Origin of the sequence: Streptomyces sp. ADMS (genome assembly GCF_033441795.1) — a bacterium.
Classification (GTDB): Bacteria; Actinomycetota; Actinomycetes; order Streptomycetales; family Streptomycetaceae; genus Streptomyces.
Genome location: NZ_JAVFVX010000014.1, coordinates 96,847 through 115,461, shown reverse-complemented (window position 1 = coordinate 115,461; position 18,615 = coordinate 96,847). Strand labels below are relative to the sequence as shown.

The 18,615-nt window shown below is 69.6% G+C and carries 13 protein-coding genes, 2 pseudogenes and 1 riboswitch; of the genes and pseudogenes, 7 read left to right on the top strand and 8 right to left on the bottom strand.

Annotation, left to right across the window (positions count from 1 at the left end; translation table 11 throughout):
- Positions 1–162, bottom strand: a riboswitch (cyclic di-AMP (ydaO/yuaA leader). This riboswitch is flagged as partial in the annotation.
- A 216-nt stretch (positions 163–378) separates the two neighbouring features.
- Both RB628_RS09505 and RB628_RS09500 read right to left on the bottom strand, forming a co-directional pair.
- Positions 379–1,767 carry a pitrilysin family protein gene (locus RB628_RS09505; protein WP_318319878.1) on the bottom strand — a complete coding sequence of 463 codons (1,389 nt, stop codon included), beginning with the start codon at positions 1,765–1,767 and terminating at the stop codon, positions 379–381.
- Positions 1,764–3,101 (bottom strand): pitrilysin family protein, encoded by a 1,338-nt coding sequence (locus RB628_RS09500; RefSeq protein WP_318319877.1) that lies wholly within the window; start codon positions 3,099–3,101, stop codon positions 1,764–1,766. The genes RB628_RS09505 and RB628_RS09500 overlap by 4 nt, the downstream gene beginning before the upstream one ends.
- Before the next feature lie 269 nt (positions 3,102–3,370).
- Between RB628_RS09500 and RB628_RS09495 the strand changes: the two genes are divergently transcribed.
- Complete coding sequence (locus RB628_RS09495) at positions 3,371–5,827, top strand: DNA topoisomerase IV subunit A (RefSeq protein ID WP_318319876.1); 2,457 nt, start codon at positions 3,371–3,373, stop codon at positions 5,825–5,827.
- A gap of 1 nt (position 5,828) precedes the next feature.
- Here the strand turns inward: RB628_RS09495 and RB628_RS09490 are convergent, their stop codons facing one another.
- Entirely contained in the window at positions 5,829–6,926 is a 1,098-nt protein-coding gene (locus tag RB628_RS09490; protein WP_318319875.1) for a GTP-binding protein, read from the bottom strand.
- A 308-nt stretch (positions 6,927–7,234) separates the two neighbouring features.
- On the opposite strand from RB628_RS09490, the pseudogene RB628_RS09485 reads away from it, so the two are divergent.
- The 5 genes and pseudogenes from RB628_RS09485 to RB628_RS09465 all read left to right on the top strand — a co-directional run.
- Positions 7,235–7,543: pseudogene (locus RB628_RS09485) on the top strand (citrate/2-methylcitrate synthase); the annotation flags it as partial.
- A 74-nt stretch (positions 7,544–7,617) separates the two neighbouring features.
- Positions 7,618–8,556, top strand: a complete 939-nt coding sequence (locus RB628_RS09480) for a sucrase ferredoxin (RefSeq protein ID WP_318319874.1) — start codon at positions 7,618–7,620, stop codon at positions 8,554–8,556.
- A 132-nt stretch (positions 8,557–8,688) separates the two neighbouring features.
- Positions 8,689–10,422: a sensor histidine kinase gene (locus tag RB628_RS09475; RefSeq protein WP_318319873.1), complete on the top strand. Its 1,734-nt coding sequence runs from the start codon at positions 8,689–8,691 to the stop codon at positions 10,420–10,422.
- Positions 10,419–11,099: a response regulator gene (locus tag RB628_RS09470; RefSeq protein ID WP_318319872.1), complete on the top strand. Its 681-nt coding sequence runs from the start codon at positions 10,419–10,421 to the stop codon at positions 11,097–11,099. The genes RB628_RS09475 and RB628_RS09470 overlap by 4 nt, the downstream gene beginning before the upstream one ends.
- A 211-nt stretch (positions 11,100–11,310) precedes the next feature.
- Positions 11,311–12,003 (top strand): response regulator, encoded by a 693-nt coding sequence (locus RB628_RS09465; protein ID WP_318319871.1) that lies wholly within the window; start codon positions 11,311–11,313, stop codon positions 12,001–12,003.
- Between the two features lie 79 nt (positions 12,004–12,082).
- Here the strand turns inward: RB628_RS09465 and RB628_RS09460 are convergent, their stop codons facing one another.
- The 4 genes and pseudogenes from RB628_RS09460 to RB628_RS09445 all read right to left on the bottom strand — a co-directional run bounded on the left by RB628_RS09460 (position 12,083) and on the right by RB628_RS09445 (position 16,889).
- The gene (locus tag RB628_RS09460; protein ID WP_318319870.1) at positions 12,083–13,675 is read right to left on the bottom strand and encodes a cation acetate symporter; all 1,593 of its coding nucleotides are present in this window, start codon (positions 13,673–13,675) and stop codon (positions 12,083–12,085) included.
- Positions 13,672–14,238, bottom strand: coding sequence for a DUF485 domain-containing protein (locus RB628_RS09455; RefSeq protein WP_318319869.1), 567 nt, complete (start codon positions 14,236–14,238; stop codon positions 13,672–13,674). The genes RB628_RS09460 and RB628_RS09455 overlap by 4 nt, the downstream gene beginning before the upstream one ends.
- A 69-nt stretch (positions 14,239–14,307) precedes the next feature.
- A pseudogene (locus tag RB628_RS09450) lies at positions 14,308–14,605 on the bottom strand (DNA-binding response regulator); the annotation flags it as partial.
- Positions 14,606–14,768: 163 nt separating this feature from the next.
- The gene (locus tag RB628_RS09445) at positions 14,769–16,889 is read right to left on the bottom strand and encodes a DNA topoisomerase IV subunit B (RefSeq protein ID WP_318319868.1); all 2,121 of its coding nucleotides are present in this window, start codon (positions 16,887–16,889) and stop codon (positions 14,769–14,771) included.
- A gap of 451 nt (positions 16,890–17,340) precedes the next feature.
- Here RB628_RS09445 and RB628_RS09440 point away from each other — a divergent pair, with 451 nt between their 5' ends.
- The gene (locus RB628_RS09440) at positions 17,341–17,571 is read left to right on the top strand and encodes a hypothetical protein (protein WP_318319867.1); all 231 of its coding nucleotides are present in this window, start codon (positions 17,341–17,343) and stop codon (positions 17,569–17,571) included.
- A 163-nt stretch (positions 17,572–17,734) separates the two neighbouring features.
- On the opposite strand, the gene RB628_RS09435 is transcribed toward RB628_RS09440, so the two are convergent.
- Entirely contained in the window at positions 17,735–18,601 is an 867-nt protein-coding gene (locus RB628_RS09435) for a serine protease (RefSeq protein ID WP_318319866.1), read from the bottom strand.
- Between the last annotated feature and the right edge of the window lie 14 nt (positions 18,602–18,615).

The window sequence follows — 18,615 nt, the reverse complement described above, 5'->3', positions numbered from 1 at the left end:
TTCCTTCTCGCCTACCGGGTTAGCTGACGGGTTCGGAGCAGGAAGGTCTCCTACGGGCCCCCTCGCTGCACGCGCGGGCGTCCGATTCACCCCAGGGACTGCACATTGTGGGTCCCCGGCTCCCCTGGCTCGCGCCGTACGGGGACTCGGCGATGACTGTCCGGTGCCGCGGCTGCGGCGCACTGCATGACGGACAGACGGACAGACGCTAAGCGGGGGATCTTTCAAACGACAAACCGATCACGGGTTTTGTAGCGCATGCCACAGTGCAGACAGCCAACCTCTCCATCAATACGGGCAACTTGCGTATCAATATGGACAAGAGGGGCCCCAGTGACGCATTTGTCACCGGGGCCCCTGCCGTGTACGGCGGTGTCGCTACTCGGCGGGTACGACGCTCACTTCGCCGATACCGAGGGCCCGGACGGGCTCCTCGATCGTCGCCGCGTCGCCGACCAGGACCGTCACCAGCCGGTCCACCGGGAAGGCGTTCACGGCCGCCGCGGTGGCCTCCACGGTGCCGGTCGCGGCGAGCTGCCGGTACAGCGTCGCCTGGTAGTCGTCGGGCAGGTGCTGTTCGACCTGGTCGGCCAGTGTGCTCGCCACGGCCGCCGCGGTCTCGTACTTGAGCGGGGCGACGCCGACCAGGTTCTGCACCGCGACATCACGCTCGGCGTCGGTGAGCCCCTCGGCCGCGAGCGTACGCAGCACCTTCCAGAGGTCCTCCAGGGCGGGACCGGTGTTCGGGGTGTCGAAGGAGCCGCTGATGGCGAGCAGCGCGGCACCCGTGCCGTCCGGGGCCGAGCGCAGGACCTGGCCGAACGCCCGCACACCGTAGGTGTAGCCCTTCTCCTCGCGCAGGACGCGGTCCAGGCGGGAGGTGAGGGTGCCGCCGAGGCAGTACGTGCCGAGCACCTGGGCGGCCCAGACACGGTCGTGCCGGTCGGCGCCGACGCGGCCGATGAGCAACTGGGTCTGCACAGCGCCCGGTCGGTCCACGATGACGACCCGGCCGGTGTCGTCGGCGGTCGCCGGCGGCACGGGCCGCGGCTCGGCCGACGAGCCCGTCCAGGCCCCCAGGGTGTCGCCGAGCAGCGCGTCCAGGTCGATGCCGGTGAGGTCGCCGACGACCACGGCGGTGGCCGTGGCAGGGCGGACGTGCCTCTCGTAGAAGGCGCGTACGGCCGGCGAGTCGATCTTCGCGACCGTCTCCTCGGTGCCCTGGCGCGGACGTGACATACGCGAGGCGGCCGGGAACAGCTCCTTGTACAGCTGCTTGGCGGAGCGGCGGGCCGGGTTGGCCGTCTCGTGCGGGATCTCGTCGAGCCGGTTGCGTACCAGCCGCTCGATCTCGCTGTCCGAGAACGCGGGCGCCCTGAGGGCGTCGGCCAGCAGACCGAGCGCCTTGGGGAGCCGCGACACGGGGACTTCGAGGCTGAGGCGCACACCGGGGTGGTCGGCGTGCGCGTCGAGGGTGGCGCCGCAGCGCTCCAGTTCGGCGGCGAACTCCTCGGCGGAGTGCTTGTCGGTGCCTTCGGAGAAGGCCCGGGCCATGATCGTGGCCACGCCGTCGAGACCGGCCGGCTCGGCCTCCAGGGGGGCGTCGACGAGCACCTCGACAGCGACGACCTGCTGGCCGGGGCGGTGGCAGCGCAGGACGGTCAGGCCGTTGCCGAGCGTGCCGCGTCCGGGTGCGGGGAAGGCCCAGGGCCTGGCCTCGCCCGCCTGGGGCTGGGGGTGGAACTCCATCGTGGCGAGCTCGGTCACTTGGCCGCCTCCTCGTCGGTGGCAGTGTCGGCGGTCGTGGGCTCGTAGACGAGCACAGCGCGGTTGTCGGGACGCAGCCGGTCCTTGGCGGCCTGCTGGACCTCCTCGGCCGTCACCTCCAGCACGCGCTGCACAGCGGTCAGCGCGAGCTGCGGGTCGCCGAACAGCACCGCGAAGCGGCACAGTTCGTCGGCGCGGCCCGCGACCGTGCCGAGCCGGTCCAGCCACTCGCGCTCCAACTGGGCCTGAGCGCGCTCCATTTCCTCGGCGGTGGGACCCTCCGCGGCGAACCGGGCGAGCTCCTCGTCGACAGCGGCCTCGATGACCGGCACCTCGACGTCCGCGGAGGTCTTCACGTCCAGCCAGCCCAGGGAGGGCGCTCCGGCCAGCCGCAGCAGGCCGAAGCCGGCCGCCACCGCCGTACGGTCCCGCCGTACGAGCCGGTTGTAGAGGCGGGAGGACTCGCCTCCGCCGAGGACGGTGAGCGCCAGGTCGGCCGCGTCGCACGCGCGCGTGCCGTCCTCCGGGAGCCGGTAGGCGGCCATCAACGCGCGCGCGGGGACCTCCTCCACGACGACCTCGCGCAGTTCCTCGCCGATGACGTCGGGCAGGGCGCCGGAGCGGGGCGCGGGCTTGCCGTCGTGCCCGGCGATGGATCCGAAGTACTTCGCGACCCAGGCGAGCGTCTCCTCGGGGTCGATGTCCCCGACGACCGAGAGGACGGCGTTGTTCGGCGCGTAGTACGTGCGGAAGAAGGCGCGCGCGTCCTCCAGGGTCGCCGCGTCGAGGTCCGCCATCGAGCCGATCGGCGTGTGGTGGTACGGGTGGCCCTCCGGGTAGGCGAGGGCGGTCAGCTTCTCGAACGCCGTTCCGTAGGGGACGTTGTCATAGCGCTGCCGGCGCTCGTTCTTGACGACGTCCCGCTGGTTCTCCATGGACTCGTCGTCGAGGGCCGCGAGCAGCGAGCCCATGCGGTCCGCCTCCAGCCAGAGGGCGAGCTCCAACTGGTGGGTGGGCATGGTCTCGAAGTAGTTGGTGCGCTCGAAACTGGTGGTGCCGTTGAGCGAACCGCCCGCTCCCTGGACCAGTTCGAAATGGCCGTTGCCCTTCACCTGGCCCGAGCCCTGGAACATCAGGTGCTCGAAGAGGTGAGCGAGGCCGGTACGGCCCTTGACCTCGTGGCGCGACCCGACGTCGTACCAGAGGCACACCGCCGCGACCGGGGTCAGGTGGTCCTCGGAGAGCACCACGCGCAGCCCGTTGGCGAGGCGGTGCTCGGTCGCTTTCAGGCCGCCGGAGCCTGCCTCGGCTGTGGCCGTGTGACCCATGGGCATGTACGTCCCTTCGATCGCGGATGCGGTTGTTGCAACCGCTGATTTCCTGCCGGTCCTGCCACTGTATGCAAGCGTGTGGAGTGCTGGCGAAGTTCCCGGCGGACGTACGCCGACAGCGAGATTCCCCGGCTGCCAGGCGGTACGTTTCAGCATCGTCGCCCACCGCCCAACACCGCCGCAGGGACGAGCCTTGGTCCGCGTTGTCAGTGCGGCAGTCCACAATGGTCCGCGTCAGATCCCGTTCACGTCTCAGCAAGGAGCCGGCAGCGATGGCCCGCCGCAGCACGAAGACCCCGCCGCCCGATGACTTCGAGGAGCGGATCCTCGACATCGACGTCGTCGACGAGATGCAGGGCTCCTTCCTCGAGTACGCCTACTCGGTCATCTACTCCCGAGCCCTGCCCGACGCGCGAGACGGCCTCAAACCCGTGCACCGCCGCATCGTCTACCAGATGAACGAGATGGGGCTGCGCCCTGACCGCGGCTATGTGAAGTGCGCCCGCGTCGTCGGCGAGGTCATGGGTAAGCTGCACCCGCACGGCGACTCGTCGATCTACGACGCCCTGGTGCGACTCGCCCAGCCGTTCTCCATGCGCGTGCCGCTGGTCGACGGCCACGGCAACTTCGGTTCGCTGGGCAACGACGACCCGCCCGCCGCCATGCGGTACACCGAGTGCCGGATGGCCGACGCGACGTCCCTGATGACGGAGTCCATCGACGAGGACACGGTCGACTTCGCCCCCAACTACGACGGCCAGGAACAGGAACCGGTGGCGCTGCCCGCCGCCTTCCCGAACCTGCTGGTGAACGGCGCGTCGGGCATCGCCGTCGGTATGGCCACGAACATGCCGCCGCACAACCTCAGTGAGGTCATCTCGGCGGCCCGTCACCTCATCCGCTACCCGAACGCGGACCTCGACACCCTGATGCGGCACGTCCCGGGCCCCGATCTGCCCACCGGCGGCCGGATCGTCGGCCTCACCGGAATCAGGGACGCGTACGAGAACGGCCGCGGCACGTTCAAGATCCGCGCCACGGTGTCGGTGGAGAACGTGACGGCGCGCCGGATGGGCCTGGTCGTCACCGAACTGCCCTTCACCGTCGGCCCGGAGAAGGTGATCGCGAAGATCAAGGACCTGGTCGGCTCGAAGAAGCTCCAGGGCATCGCCGACGTCAAGGACCTCACCGACCGCAACCACGGCCTGCGCCTGGTCATCGAGATCAAGAACGGCTTCGTGCCGGAAGCCGTCCTGGAACAGCTCTACAAGCTGACGCCGATGGAGGAGTCCTTCGGCATCAACAACGTGGCGCTGGTGGACGGCCAGCCCCTCACCCTGGGCCTCAAGGAGCTCCTGGAGGTCTATCTCGACCACCGCTTCGAGGTCGTGAGGCGTCGCTCGGAGTTCCGCCGCGCAAAGCGCCGCGACCGGCTGCACCTGGTCGAGGGCCTGCTCACCGCGCTGGTGGACATCGACGAGGTCATCCGGCTGATCCGTTCCAGCGACAACTCCGCGCAGGCGAAGGAACGCCTGATGGAGCGGTTCTCCCTCTCCGAGATCCAGACGCAGTACATCCTGGACACCCCGCTGCGCCGGCTGACCCGGTTCGACCGTATCGAGCTGGAGTCCGAGAAGGACCGGCTGGCCGCCGAGATCGCGGAACTGACCCGGATCCTGGACTCGGACGCGGAGCTGCGCAAGCTGGTCTCGTCCGAACTGGCCGCGGTGGCCAAGAAGTTCGGCACCGAGCGTCGTACGGTGCTGCTGGAGTCGGCGAGCTCTGTCACGGCCGCCGCGGTGCCGCTCCAGGTGGCCGACGACCCGTGCCGGGTCCTGCTGTCCTCGACGGACCTGCTGGCCCGTACGGCGAACGGCGAGCCGTTCCCGGCGGACGAGGACAGCAGACGCGCGAAGCACGATCTGATCGTCTCCGCGGTCCCGGCGACGGCACGGGGCGAGGTGGGCGCGGTGACGTCGGCCGGCCGCCTGCTGCGTATCAGCGTCATCGACCTTCCCCGGCTCCCCGACACGATGGCGGCGCCCAACCTCTCGGGCGGCGCCCCGCTGTCGGAGTTCCTCTCCCTGGAGGAGGGGGAGACGGTGGTCTGTCTGACGACGCTCGACGAGTCGTCCCCGGGTCTCGCGCTCGGCACGGAACAGGGCGTCGTGAAGCGTGTGGTCCCCGACTACCCGTCCAACAAGGGGGAGTTGGAGGTCATCACGCTCAAGGACGGCGACCGTATCGTCGGCGCCATCGAACTTCGCACCGGCGAGGAGGATCTGGTCTTCATCACGGACGACGCCCAACTGCTGCGCTTCCAGGCCTCCCACGTCCGCCCCCAGGGCCGCCCGGCCGGCGGTATGACCGGCATCAAGCTCACGGACGGCGCCAAGGTGATCTCGTTCACGGCGGTGGACCCGGCGGTGGACGCGGTCGTCTTCACTGCCGCGGGCTCACGCGGCACGCTGGACGACTCCGTGCAGACGACGGCGAAGCTGACCCCCTTCGACCAGTACCCGCGCAAGGGCCGGGCCACCGGCGGTGTCCGCTGCCAGCGGTTCCTGAAGGGCGAGGACTGTCTGTCCCTGGCCTGGGCGGGACCGACACCGGCGCGCGCGTCCCAGAAGAACGGCACCCCGGCGGAACTCCCGGAGATGGACCCGCGCCGCGACGGCTCGGGCGTGTCCCTGCCGAAGACGGTGGGAGTGGTGGCGGGCCCGGTGTAGCTCAGCCGACCGCTTCGGAGCCGTCCGGGCTCTGCTCCTGTACGTACCTCAGGACGCCCCACATGCTGTGCTCGTCAGCGTGTGGGGCGTCGTCCATACAGGCCTCCAATTCCTTGCCGAGGGCGGGCAGTCCGATGCCGGACCCGATGAGGACGAGCCGGCTGAGCCGGTCCTCGCCGTCGGCCCAGCGCTCGGGATAGAAGCGCAGGAACCGCCCGACGGCGTGCACGGTGTACCGGTTGCCCCGGTCGTGCGGCCCGAAGTCGACGTACCCCTTGATGCGGTAGAGCCCCTCGGGCCGGCTGTCGAGAAACTCCATCAGCCTGCGCGGATGGAGGGGGGTCGAGGAACTGAAGGAGAGACTGTCGTAGGCGGCGTGCAGATGCCCGGAGTGGCCTCCCTCGCCGCCGTCATGACCGTCTTCTTCCTCCCCGTGACCGTGCAGGTCGTCGAAGGACAACTGCCCGACGCGCTCCTCGGTCGGCCGGCAGTCGAAGAGGAACTCGGGGTCGACGCGCCCGTGGTCGGCGGGGACGACGGCGGCACGGTCCACCAGCCCGCGGACGATCCCCAGGATCCGCTCACCGCCGTCGGCGACCCGGCCGACCTTGTTGACGACGACGAGATCGGCGAGGGCGAGATGCCGGTCGATCTCGGGGTGCTTCGCCCGGGTGTCGTCGAACTCGACGGCGTCGACGACTTCGACGAGCCCTCCGTACACGACCCTGGGATTCTCAGTGGCGAGCACCATCCGCACGAGTTCCTGCGGCTCGGCGAGCCCACTGGCCTCGATGACGATGACGTCGATCCGGGCCGAGGGCCGAGTGAGTCGATCAAGATAGACATCGAGTTCGCTCGCATCAACAGCACAGCACAGACATCCATTGCCCAGGGAGACGGTGGAGTCCCCCAGCGCCCCCGCGACAGCCATGGCGTCGATCTCGATGGCCCCGAAGTCATTGACGATGGCCCCGATACGGCTGCCACCGCCGCGGTGGAGGAGATGGTTGAGAAGTGTGGTCTTGCCGGAACCGAGGAAGCCGGCGAGGACGATGACGGGGATCTGCCGAGGGCTCTGGCCCGGACCCGGCTGACTCAATCTGCGACCTCTCTCACGCCGACGCGCACACCGGCTCACGGCGCCGCGCACGTACCAGGAACGAATGCCGCTCCAGGATACGAGCCGGAGGAATCATCGCTGAGCGAACGATTGTCGGCAGCCGGGGCGGGGCACACGTTGGGCATGGCGCCGGAGTGTGCGACCCTCGCTTCCTTCCGTGCGCCTCCTCTCCGCCTCCCCCGCCGGTCGGCGAGCCGTGCTTGGCTGCGGGGTGTTCGTGCGACTGGAGCGGGCTCTCCAGCCATACGACGCTGCCGGGTTCCGCCGGTCGGAGCCACTCGGCACGCGAGAATCCACGCGCGCGTGCCCTCTTCGCTCTCCTGGAGGAGATGCCTCAAACCGCACCCGCCCTCGCCGCCGCCCGGGACGTCGTGACCACGACCGCCCGTCACACGCCGCTGCACGCCAACGTGGACCTTGGGCCGTGTTCACCGTCGCCTGCGGCATGGGCGCGTCGGCAGGCGAGACGATCTTCGCCGTCGCCCGTACGGCGGGCTGGATCGCCCACGCCCTCGAGGAGTACGGCGAGCGTCCGCTGCGGATGCGCCCGTCCGACCTACGTGGGTGAGCGCCCTCCGCAGCCGCTCCCGGAGTAGCCCGACCGTGCCGGAACCACCCGTTCCGCGCGGCTGGAAGTCGTCGCGCTCGAAGTCAGGTTAGGCTCACCTCTGTGAGTAGGTGCGCAACCGTCTCCCGGGACCTCGACGAGCCCCTCGCGGGCACCGCGGCGACCGCGAGGACGTGGCTGCTACTGGAGCAGTCCGGACCCTGGGGTGCCCAGGCGCTCACCACGAGCCACCTGGACCCCGCGCTCGGCCGCGCCCTGGAGAGGGCCGCGGAGGGCACCGGCGTACGGATCGCGCTGATCCGCCGGCCCGGCCGCCACGCCGACTTCGGAACGCCCGCCGTGCGGCAGGTGTACGCCGCCCACACCACGCCCGGAAACGTCTGGCTGCACAGCGCCACGACCCGCAGCCCCGAACAACTGCTCGACCTCGACTTCGCCGCGCTCGGCAAGGGTGCCCCGCAGACCTTCGAGACCACGCTGCAGGGGCGGCCCCACACGGGCGATCCCCTCGCACTCGTCTGCACCAACGGCAAGCGCGACCGCTGCTGTGCGCTGCTCGGCCGCCCCCTCGCGGCGGAACTGGCCGCTTCCGGGGTCGAGGGCGCCTGGGAGGTCACGCACCTCGGCGGACACCGATTCTCGCCGACGCTGCTCGTCCTGCCGTACGGATACGCGTACGGCCGTGCTCAGGCCCCCCACGTCAAGGAGATCCTCCAGGGCGTACGCGAAGGGCGTGTCGTCGTGGAGGGCTGCCGCGGCTGCTCCGCCTGGGAACGGCCCGGACAGGCCGCGGAACTGGCCGTCCGCTCGGCGGCGCGCGAGTACGCGACGGATGCGCTGAGCGTCGTACGGACGGACGGCTCGGCGCCGCGCTGGGAGGTGACCGTCACTCACGCGGACGGGCGCCGGTGGAGTGTCGTGGTGGCGCAGGGCGCCGCTCTGCCGCCTCGACCGGAGAGCTGCGGATCGGCGTTGGGCTCGCCGGCGCGGATGGACGTGGTGGCGGTGCGCGAACTGGAGTTCACGACTCCGGCGCACTGACCGCTCCACGCCGGGACCGGCATCCCTTACAGCCTCGGCCCACCTTTCATGCCTCCCGTACACGCATTGATCAAGGGATCCACGTCATACCCCACTACGGAACGGCCCGCTCGTCCCCGTACCGTCATGGGTATGAGCTCCACTCCCCCCGTACGCCGCCTGCGCCTCGGTCTGCCACGGCGGATGTTCTCGCAGGTGCTGCTGATGCAGGTGGCGATCGCCGCGGGAGTCGCGGTGCTCGCGACCGGGCTGTTCCTCGCGCCGCTCAGTGACCAGCTGGACGACCAGGCGATGCGCCGGGCGCTTGCCATCGCGCAGACCACCGCGGCCCAGTCGCAGATCGCGGAGGACCTGCAGGAAAGCCGGCCGTCGGTCGACGGGCCGGTACAGGCCGAGGCGGAGCGCATCCGGAAGGCCAGCGGCGCCGAGTACGTCGTGGTGATGGACATGCGGGGCGTGCGCTGGTCGCACACGGATCCGAAGGAGATCGGCCGGGTCGTCTCCACCGACCCCCGCCAGGCCCTCGCCGGCAAGGACGTCATGGAGATCGACAGTGGCACCCTGGGCCGCTCGGCCCGTGGCAAGGTACCGCTGCGCGACACCGGCGGCAGGATCGTCGGGGCGGTGTCGGTCGGCATCGAGTACGACAGCGTGCGCGCCCGGCTGATCCACCAGATCCCGGGACTTTTCGCGTACGCCGGTGGCGCCATGGCCGTCGGTGCCCTGGCCGCCTGGCTGATCTCCCGCAGGGTGCAGCGCCAGACCCGGGACCTCGCCTTCTCGGACATCGCGGCGCTGCTCGCGGAACGCGAGGCCGTACTGCACGGTATCCGCGAGGGCGTCGTCGCCCTGGACCGCGCGGGCCGCGTCCGGCTCCTCAACGACGAGGCACAGCGTCTGCTGGGCATCGGCGAGGAGGCCGTCGGCCGCTCCCTGGACGAGGCGCTCGGTGCCGGACGTACGACCGATGTACTGGCCGGCCGCGTGACCGGAACCGATCTGCTCACCGTGCGCGGCCAGCGCGTTCTGGTCGCCAACCGCATGCCCACCGACGACGGGGGCGCCGTCGCCACCCTGCGCGACCGCACCGAACTGGAGCAGCTCGGCCGCGAACTCGATTCCACACACGGTCTGCTCGACGCCCTGCGCGCCCAGGACCACGAACACGCCAACCGCATGCACACGCTCCTGGGGCTGCTCGAACTGGAGATGTACGACGACGCCGTGGAGTTCGTCGGCGAGGTGGTCGGCGATCATCGGGCCACCGCGGAACAGGTCGCAGAGAAGATCCGCGATCCGCTGCTCGCCGCGCTGCTGGTCGGCAAGGCCACCGTGGCGGCGGAGCGTGGTGTGGCCCTGTGGGTCTCGGACCGGACACTGCTCCCGGACCGACTGGTCGATCCCCGGGGGCTCGTCACCGTGGTCGGCAACCTGGTGGACAACGCGCTGGACGCCGTCGCGGGCACTCCGCACGCGCGCGTGGAGGTCGAACTGCGCGCAGAGGGCCGTACCGCGGTCCTCAGGGTGCGCGACACGGGGCCCGGAATCCCCGTGGAACAGCGTGAGTTGATCTTCACGGAGGGGTGGTCCACGAAGAAGCCCCCGGCGCACGGCAAGCGCGGAATCGGACTCCCCCTGGTACGCCGGCTCGCGGAGCGGCAGGGTGGCAGCGCGCGCGTGGAGGACGCCGAGGGCCGGGGCGCGGAGTTCACGGTCGTACTGCCGGAGGCACTCGCGGAGCCGGATCCGACAGTCGAACCCCGGCACGTTCACGTCCCGGCGGCGGACCACGTACCGTGCCCGGAACCTGCCGCCACCACATCCGGCGCGGTCCCCCCCGCCACCGCCGAGGAGGAGTCGGGATGATCGAGGTCCTGGTCGTGGACGACGACATCCGGGTGGCGCGCGTCAACGCCGCCTATGTGGAGAAGGTGCCCGGCTTCCGTGTCGCGGGAGAGGCGCACAGTGCGGCCGGGGCACTGCGACAACTGGAGGCGCTGCCACAGCTCGACCTCGTGCTCATGGATCACTACCTGCCCGACGGCACAGGGCTCTCGGTCGTCCAGGAGATGCGCCGACGCGGCCACGATACCGACGTGATCATGGTGACGGCGGCCCGGGACGTGTCGACCGTGCAGGCGGCGATGCGCCAGGGAGCGCTGCAGTATCTGGTCAAGCCGTTCGCCTTCGCGGGGCTGCGCGCCAAACTGGAGGCGTACGCCGAACTGCGCCGCACCCTCGACGGCGGCGGCGAGGCCGAACAGGCCGAGGTGGACCGGATCTTCGGCGCCCTGTCCTCCGGCCCCGAGCCCGAACTGCCCAAGGGGCACTCCCCCACCACCGCGGAACTCGTCCGCCGCGCCCTGGTGAACGCCGAAGGCCCCCTGTCGGCCCACGAGGTTGCCGAACGGACCGGGGTGAGCCGCCAGACCGCCCAGCGCTATCTGAAGCTGCTGGAGCGCACGGGACGGGCAAGACTGACCCTCAAGTACGGCGACGCGGGCCGCCCGGAACACCGCTACGTGTGGGCGACCCGCACCTGAGGAGCAGCCGGACTCAGCTGTCGGACCCTGCTCGCGCCCCCGCAGTCCATGGCCGGAGATGTGGCGCATGCCACAACATCGGCCTTCGGGGCGCAAGCCGTTCTTCTGCTCGCGAAAGTCTGTTGTGCGGCTCCGCGCGCTGGAACGGCGGAGCCGAAACGCGGGTTCGACGTACGGGCTCAACGCTCGTCGGCATTGAGGGAGAGACGCGATGATTGACGTCCTGGTGGTGGACGACGACCTCCGTGTCGCAGAGATCAACGTCAGGTACGTGGGCCAGGTTCCCGGATTCAGGGTCGCCGCCTGTGCGCACACCGCTGCCCAGGCCCTCGCCGCGGTGCAGCACGGCACGATCGACCTGGTCCTGCTCGACCACTACCTGCCCGACCAGACGGGACTCGAACTCGTCCACCGCATGCGGGACCAGGGGCACTGCACCGATGTCATCATGATCACGGGAGCGAGCGACGTGGTGACCGTGCAGGCCGCGATGCGCCTCGGCGCCCTGCACTACCTGGTCAAGCCCTTCACCTTCGCCGCGCTGCGCACCCGCCTCGACTCCTACGCCGCACTGCGCGCCACCGTCGACCGGGTGGGCGACCGGAACCACACCGGCCAGGAACAGGTCGACCGGATCTTCGGGGCCCTGCGCACCCCGCCCGCCCCCTCGTCCCCCGGCCTTCCGAGCGGCCACTCGGAACCGACCACGGACCTCATCTGCGGGGTGCTCCACCGCGCCGGCCACCCGCTCTCGGCTCACGAGGTGGCCGCCGAGACAGGCCTGAGCCGCTCCACGGCCCAGCGTTACCTGCGCCACCTGGAACAGGCAGGCCGCCTCCGCCTCTCCCTCAAGTACGGCGACACAGGCCGCCCCGAACACCAGTACGCATGGGTGGCCCCCTGAGTCACGGGTCGTCCACGAGCGCCACAGAGCCACCCGGCCGGTGTACGACTTTCGTACGACGGTGAGGTCGCGCCACCCGCTACACAGCTCCCGCGCCCGTGAGTGACCGCACCTCGGTCTCCGCGTGCTTGGCCCTGTCCGCGTCCTCCGCCGAGGTGACCGTGCCGAGCCAGCCGGCAAGGAATCCCAGGGGGATCGAGACGAGCCCCGGGTTCTGCAGCGGGAAGTACTGGAAGTCCACGCCGGGGAACAGCGATTCGGGGCTGCCCGACACCACAGGCGACAGCAACACGAGAATCACCGACGGAATCAGCCCCCCGTACACCGACCACACCGCGCCCCGGGTCGTGAAGCCGCCCCAGAACAATGAGTAGAGCAGCACCGGCAGATTCGCTGACGCTGCGACAGCGAAGGCGAGTCCCACCAGGAAGGCGACGTTGAGGTCGCGTGCCAGCAGGCCGAGGGCGATCGCGACCATGCCGATGCCGACCGCGGCGGTGCGTGCCACGGCCACCTCACTGCGCGGCTTCGCGCGGGGGCGACGCAGGGACGCGTACAGGTCGTGGGCCACGGACGCCGACGACGCGAGCGTGATGCCGGCGACCACCGCAAGAATCGTTGCGAATGCGATGGCGGCGACGATCGCGAACAGAACCGTTCCGCCTGTGGAATCCGCTCCACCACCCAGATCGAGGGCCAGCAACGGGACCGCGGTGTTCCCGGCCGCGTTCGACCCACGGACCGCCTCCGGTCCGACGATCGCTGCCGCGCCGAAGCCGAGGACGATCGTCATCAGATAGAAGCTGCCAATGAGTCCGATCGACCAGACGACCGATCGGCGCGCGGCCCGCGCGGTCGGCACGGTGTAGAAGCGGGAGAGGATGTGCGGCAGCCCGGCCGTACCCAGTACGAGGGCGAGCCCCAGGCTGATGAAGTCGAAGCGCGAGGTCCAGTCTCCGCCGTACCTCAGCCCGGGGGCGAGAAACGCGTCACCGTGACCGCTGCGCTCGGCCGCAGTGCGGAGCAGCTGGTCGAAGTCGCCGTGGAACCGCACCAGAACCAGCACGGTCAGCGTGATCGCCCCGCCCATCAGCAGGACAGCCTTGACGATCTGGATCCAGGTAGTGGCCCGCATCCCTCCCAACGACACATAGATCACCATGAGCGCGCCGACCGCGATCACCGTCCAGGACTGCGCCGCCTCACTCGTCCCGCCCAGCAGCAGCGCGACCAGACTGCCTGCCCCCACCATTTGCGCCACCAAATACAGAACGGACACGGTGACCGAGGAAGTTCCCGCCGCGATCCGTACCGGCCGCTCCCGCATCCGCGCCGCGACGACATCGGCCAGCGTGAACCGCCCGCAGTTGCGCACCAGTTCGGCGACCAGGAACAGCACGACGAGCCAGGCCACCAGGAAGCCAACCGAGTAGAGCAGCCCGTCGTAGCCGAAGAGCGCGATGAGGCCGGAAATGCCGAGGAAGGAGGCGGCGGACATGTAGTCGCCCGCGATGGCAAAACCATTCTCCATCGGGGAGAAGAGCCGGCCGCCTGCGTAGAACTCCTCGGCCGAACCCTGTCGGTGCCGGCTCACCCATGTGGTGATGGCCAGCGTGACGGCGACGAACGCGCTGAACAGCACCAGCGCCAGCATCTGATGGTTGCCGGTCACGATCCACCGCCCCTGAGACCACGCGTCAGCTCCTGGGTGTCCCAGCGCAGATCGAGCGCGGCCCGGTCCCTGCGCAGCCGCGCGTGCCGCGCGTACGCCCAGGTGAACAGGAACGTCGTGAGGAACTGTCCAAGCCCCGCCAGCATCGCCACGTTCACCGCGCCCATCACGGGCCGGGCCATGAACCCGGGTGCCGTGGTCGCGGTCACCACATAGCCCACGTACCAGGAGAAGAAAAGGGCGACGCCGGGGATCACGAACCTCCGATACCGCTTGCGCACCTCCTGGAAGGCCGCGCTGCGCTGCACCTCCAGATAGACGTCGGCCGCGCCGCTGCCCCGCCTCTCCTGCTCCCGGCGCGCGGGAGGGACGACAGGAGCGGGCGCGCCCGTGCCGTCCAACTCGCCCCAGCCAGAGGCGAGCGCGTCGTACCAGGGGTCGTCGAACCGTGTGTCCCCGCCCCCTCCCGCGTGGGCGGGGGCGGCGTCACGACTTTCGGGGGTCTCGGCCGAACTCTCGGGATCGCCTTCGCGTCGGCGAGAACGACCGGTGCTTGACTGCATGCCCAAGGATGGACAGAACGGGAAGATCCCCGGCTCTTCTTCTCCTCGGTCTTCACCCCATTAGGTGACTCACCCCGTGGCAGGCCGCACCGACCCCTTCCCATGGGCGTAACGCACTGCCTGAGGACGGTCCTTGATCCCCGTGGTCCCTGAGGCCGTCCGCGATCAGCGCCAGCACCTCGGTCTCCCCCGCGGTGACCCGTCGGGCGCTTCGGCAGGTGCGGCCGGTTCCCTCTCGGGCTCCGTCAGCCGCTCCAGGAGCCGCCGCTGGACACTCGGCGGCAGCCCTGCGTCCCCGGACAGCAGGCAGTGCACCCCTCATGCCGATCTCGACGCCGTCCGCGTCCTTGGTGAGGCAGCCGCGCGCCCACCGCGGTTCCCCGGACATCAGGCGGGTGTCCACCGTCGGGTGCAGCGGCGGACGGCGTGCGACGGTCACTCGGGACCGTCGCCCCAACCCCCCGTCCATCCGCTCCGCCCAGCCCCGGCCACCCGACCCCGCCGCTCTGATGCCAGGCCCAGCGCAGCGGTTACGCGTCGATTCGGGACCTGTCCAGCGTCGCCGCCGAGCTGGAGATGAATTCCTTGCGAGGAGCGACGTCGTTGCCCATCAGAAGGTCGAAGACCTGTTCGGCGGAGTCCAGGTCGGAGAGGTTGATGCGGCGCAGAGTGCGATGGCGGGGATCCATCGTGGTCTCGGCCAACTGGTCGGCGTCCATCTCGCCAAGACCCTTGTAGCGCTGGATCGAGTCCTTGTGGCGGACACCCTTGCTCTGGAACTCCAGAAGTTTCTCGCGCAGCTCACGGTCGGAGTACGTGTAGACGTACTTGTCCTGGCCCTTCTTCGGCTGCACGAGCTCGATACGGTGCAGCGGCGGCACCGCGGCGAACACTCGGCCCGCCTCGACCATGGGCCGCATGTAGCGGTGGAACAGCGTCAGAAGCAGGGTACGGATGTGGGAGCCGTCGACGTCGGCGTCGGTCATCATGATGATCTTGCCGTAGCGAGCCGCATCAATATCGAACGTACGACCGGAACCCGCTCCTATGACCTGGATGATCGCCCCGCACTCGGCGTTCTTGAGCATGTCGGTCACAGACGACTTCTGGACGTTGAGGATCTTGCCCCGGATCGGCAGCAGGGCCTGGAACTCCGAGTTCCGGGCGAGCTTGGCCGTGCCGAGCGCGGAGTCGCCCTCCACGATGAACAGTTCGCTGCGGTCGACGTCGTCACTGCGGCAGTCGGCGAGCTTGGCAGGCAGCGAGGAGGACTCCAGGGCCGTCTTCCGGCGCTGCGCGTCCTTGTGCTGACGGGCCGCGATGCGCGTACGCGCGGCAGCCACGGCCTTCTCCATGACCACGCGGGCCTGCGCGGCGGCATCCCGCTTGGTGGAGGTCAGAAAATCCTTGAGCTCCTTCGACACCACGTTCGTCACGATGCGGCGGGCCGCCGAAGTACCGAGCACCTCCTTGGTCTGACCCTCGAACTGCGGCTCGGCGAGACGGACGGTGACGACCGCGGTCAGGCCCTCCAGTGCGTCGTCCTTGACGATGTCGTCCTCGGCCACACGCAGCAGCTTCTTGGTGCGGAGCACCTCGTTCATCGTCTTCGCGACGGCCTGTTCGAACCCCGCCATATGGGTGCCGCCCTTGGGCGTGGCGATGATGTTCACGAACGACTTGACGGTCGTGTCGTAGCCCGTTCCCCAGCGCAGCGCCACGTCGACACCCAGCTCGCGGGTGACCTCGGTGGGTGTCATCTGGCCATGGTCGTCCAGGACCGGAACCGTCTCCTTGAAGATGCCCTGCCCGGAGAATCGGAGGATGTCGCAGACAGGCCTGTCGGCGGCCAGGTACTCACAGAACTCGCTGATGCCGCCGTCGAAGCGGAACGACTCCTCGCCCTTGCTGCCGCCCTCGCCGAGTCCGAACTCGTCACGGACGACGATGGTGAGGCCCGGCACCAGGAACGCCGTCTGCCGGGCCCGCTGGTGGAGGTTCTCCAGGGAGAGTTTGGCGTCCTTGAGGAAGATCTGGCGGTCGGCCCAGTAGCGCACGCGCGTGCCGGTGCGGGTCTTGGGAATCCGCTTGGTCTTGCGCAGGCCCCCCGCCTCGAACGTGGCATCCGGGCCGACAGCGGCGAAGGACCCCGGCACGCCACGCCTGAAGCTGATCGCGTGGGTGTTCCCCCCACGGTCGACCTCGACGTCCAGGCGGGCCGAGAGAGCGTTCACCACGGACGCGCCCACGCCGTGCAGGCCACCGGAAGCGGCATACGAGCCGCCGCCGAACTTGCCGCCGGCGTGCAGTTTGGTCATGACGACCTCGACACCGGAGAGGCCGGTCTTGGGTTCCACGTCCACGGGGATACCGCGGCCGTTGTCCCGCACCTCGACGGAGCCGTCGTCGTGCAGGACGACGTCGATGTGGTCGCAGTAGCCCCCAAGGGCCTCGTCCACGGAGTTGTCGATGATCTCCCAGAGGCAGTGCATCAGGCCACGGCTGTCGGTCGACCCGATGTACATGCCCGGGCGCTTGCGCACGGCCTCAAGCCCCTCGAGGACGAGCAGGTGCCGCGCGGTGTAGTTGGAACCGTCCCGGTCTGCTCCTGCCAGCAACGCTGTGGACGGCACGGACGTATCGGCGGTCACGCGGTTCGCTCCTCGCTGAATTTCAATTGGGGCCCTGGTGGGTAAGGGCCCGGCTTCGGTCGCCGCTCAGAGGGTACCGAGGCCTGGTAGAGCCGGTGTAACGCCACCCTCGTCATGAACTCACACTATTCCAAAGTCGTATGCTTGTTCGATCCCTCGTTGGAGTGAAGTACATATCACGTTCCCTTCCAGGCATGAACCATTTAGGCTCCGGGCACGTCCTCATGAACAACCGGCAACCCGGCCGGGGGACCGAATACCCCGACAGACGACAGACAGCGCGAACCCGTACAGACACGAAGACACGCAATACGGCACATTCGCCGCCAACCGGCAGCAGACAGCCGTCTCGAAAAGATTTTTTCGAGGAAGAGCCACAAGCGGGAACGTTTTCGGCCTGGTTGGATGTTGACCCTGGTACGACAGCTCGTCGAGCTAGAGAAGAGGCGACGTGACTACTGTTCTGACCCCCGCGAGCCCGCTGACGGCCGCTGATCGCTGCGACCGCTGCGGCGCCCAGGCATACCTTCGCGTTGTCTTGGCGAGCGGCGGAGAACTGCTCTTCTGCGCCCACCACGGCCGCAAGTTCGAGCCGGAACTCAAGAAGATCGCCGCTGAGATACAGGACGAGACGGAGCGACTGACGACCGTTCCGGCCAGTACAAACGAAGAAGAACGCTGAACTGCGCGTCGACGACGAGCCAGCCCCGGCGGCACAGGCCGGTTGAAGCGGGCGGCCACTCCTGCACCAGGGGTGGCCGCCCGCTTCACGCACAGCACTCACGGGCCGCCTCAGGCGCCGTCCCGGGCTGTAGAGAGCCTGAGGGCGCCGCCTGCAAGGGCCCTCAGGCCCCGTTCCCAGGATCGGCGGCAGCACCCCACCCCATCGTCCTTACGACGTCTGAGACCCGCGTGTAGACGCCCGGACTGCCGGGCCGTCCGCAGCCGCTCCCCCAGGACACGAGGCCGACCAGGCGCCCCTGGGCCACCAGCGGCCCGCCGCTGTCCCCCTGACAGGCGTCCGACCCCCCTGTGGCCTCGCCGGCACACAGCATGCTGTCGGCTCGGTACGTCCCGTCGGCGCTGCCCGGGTACGCCCGCTCACAGAGCGCGTCGGACAGCACGTGCACGCGTGCGGCGCGCAGACTGCGCGCGTAGTCGCCGCCCCCGGTGATGTCGCCCCAGCCGTACACCGTGGCGGTCGCGCCGGCCTGGTAACCCGGGTCGCCGGCAGCCGCCATCCCGATGACCGAGCCCGACGGAAGGGCTTCGGCAAGGGTGAGCACGGCGAAGTCCCCGGCGTTGCTGACCTTGTCGTAGCCCGGATTGACCCAGCTGTCGCGTACGGCGATCTCCCTGCCCTCGGCCGACTTCAGGTCCGTACGCCCGGTAATGACCTTCAGGTCCTGAACGCGGTTGGGCGGGGCTCCAAGGACGTCCCCGTCCATGCAGTGGGCCGCGGTCAGTACGGTGGTCCGGCCCACGGCCACGCCGCCGCAGAACTGTCCGGCCCGCGTACCCCCGAACCGGTCACGGCTGGACAGCGCAACCGTCCATGGGCCCTCGGACACTTCGACCGGGAATCCACCGACCACGACACTGTCGGCAGCCACGGGGGCCGCGGACGCCAGCGGTATCACGGTCGCCGCGGCCGCCAGGACCAGCGACCGGGTCAGGGCCGGGGACAGGGCCCGGACAATGGGACGACGCATGCGCGCTCCTCACT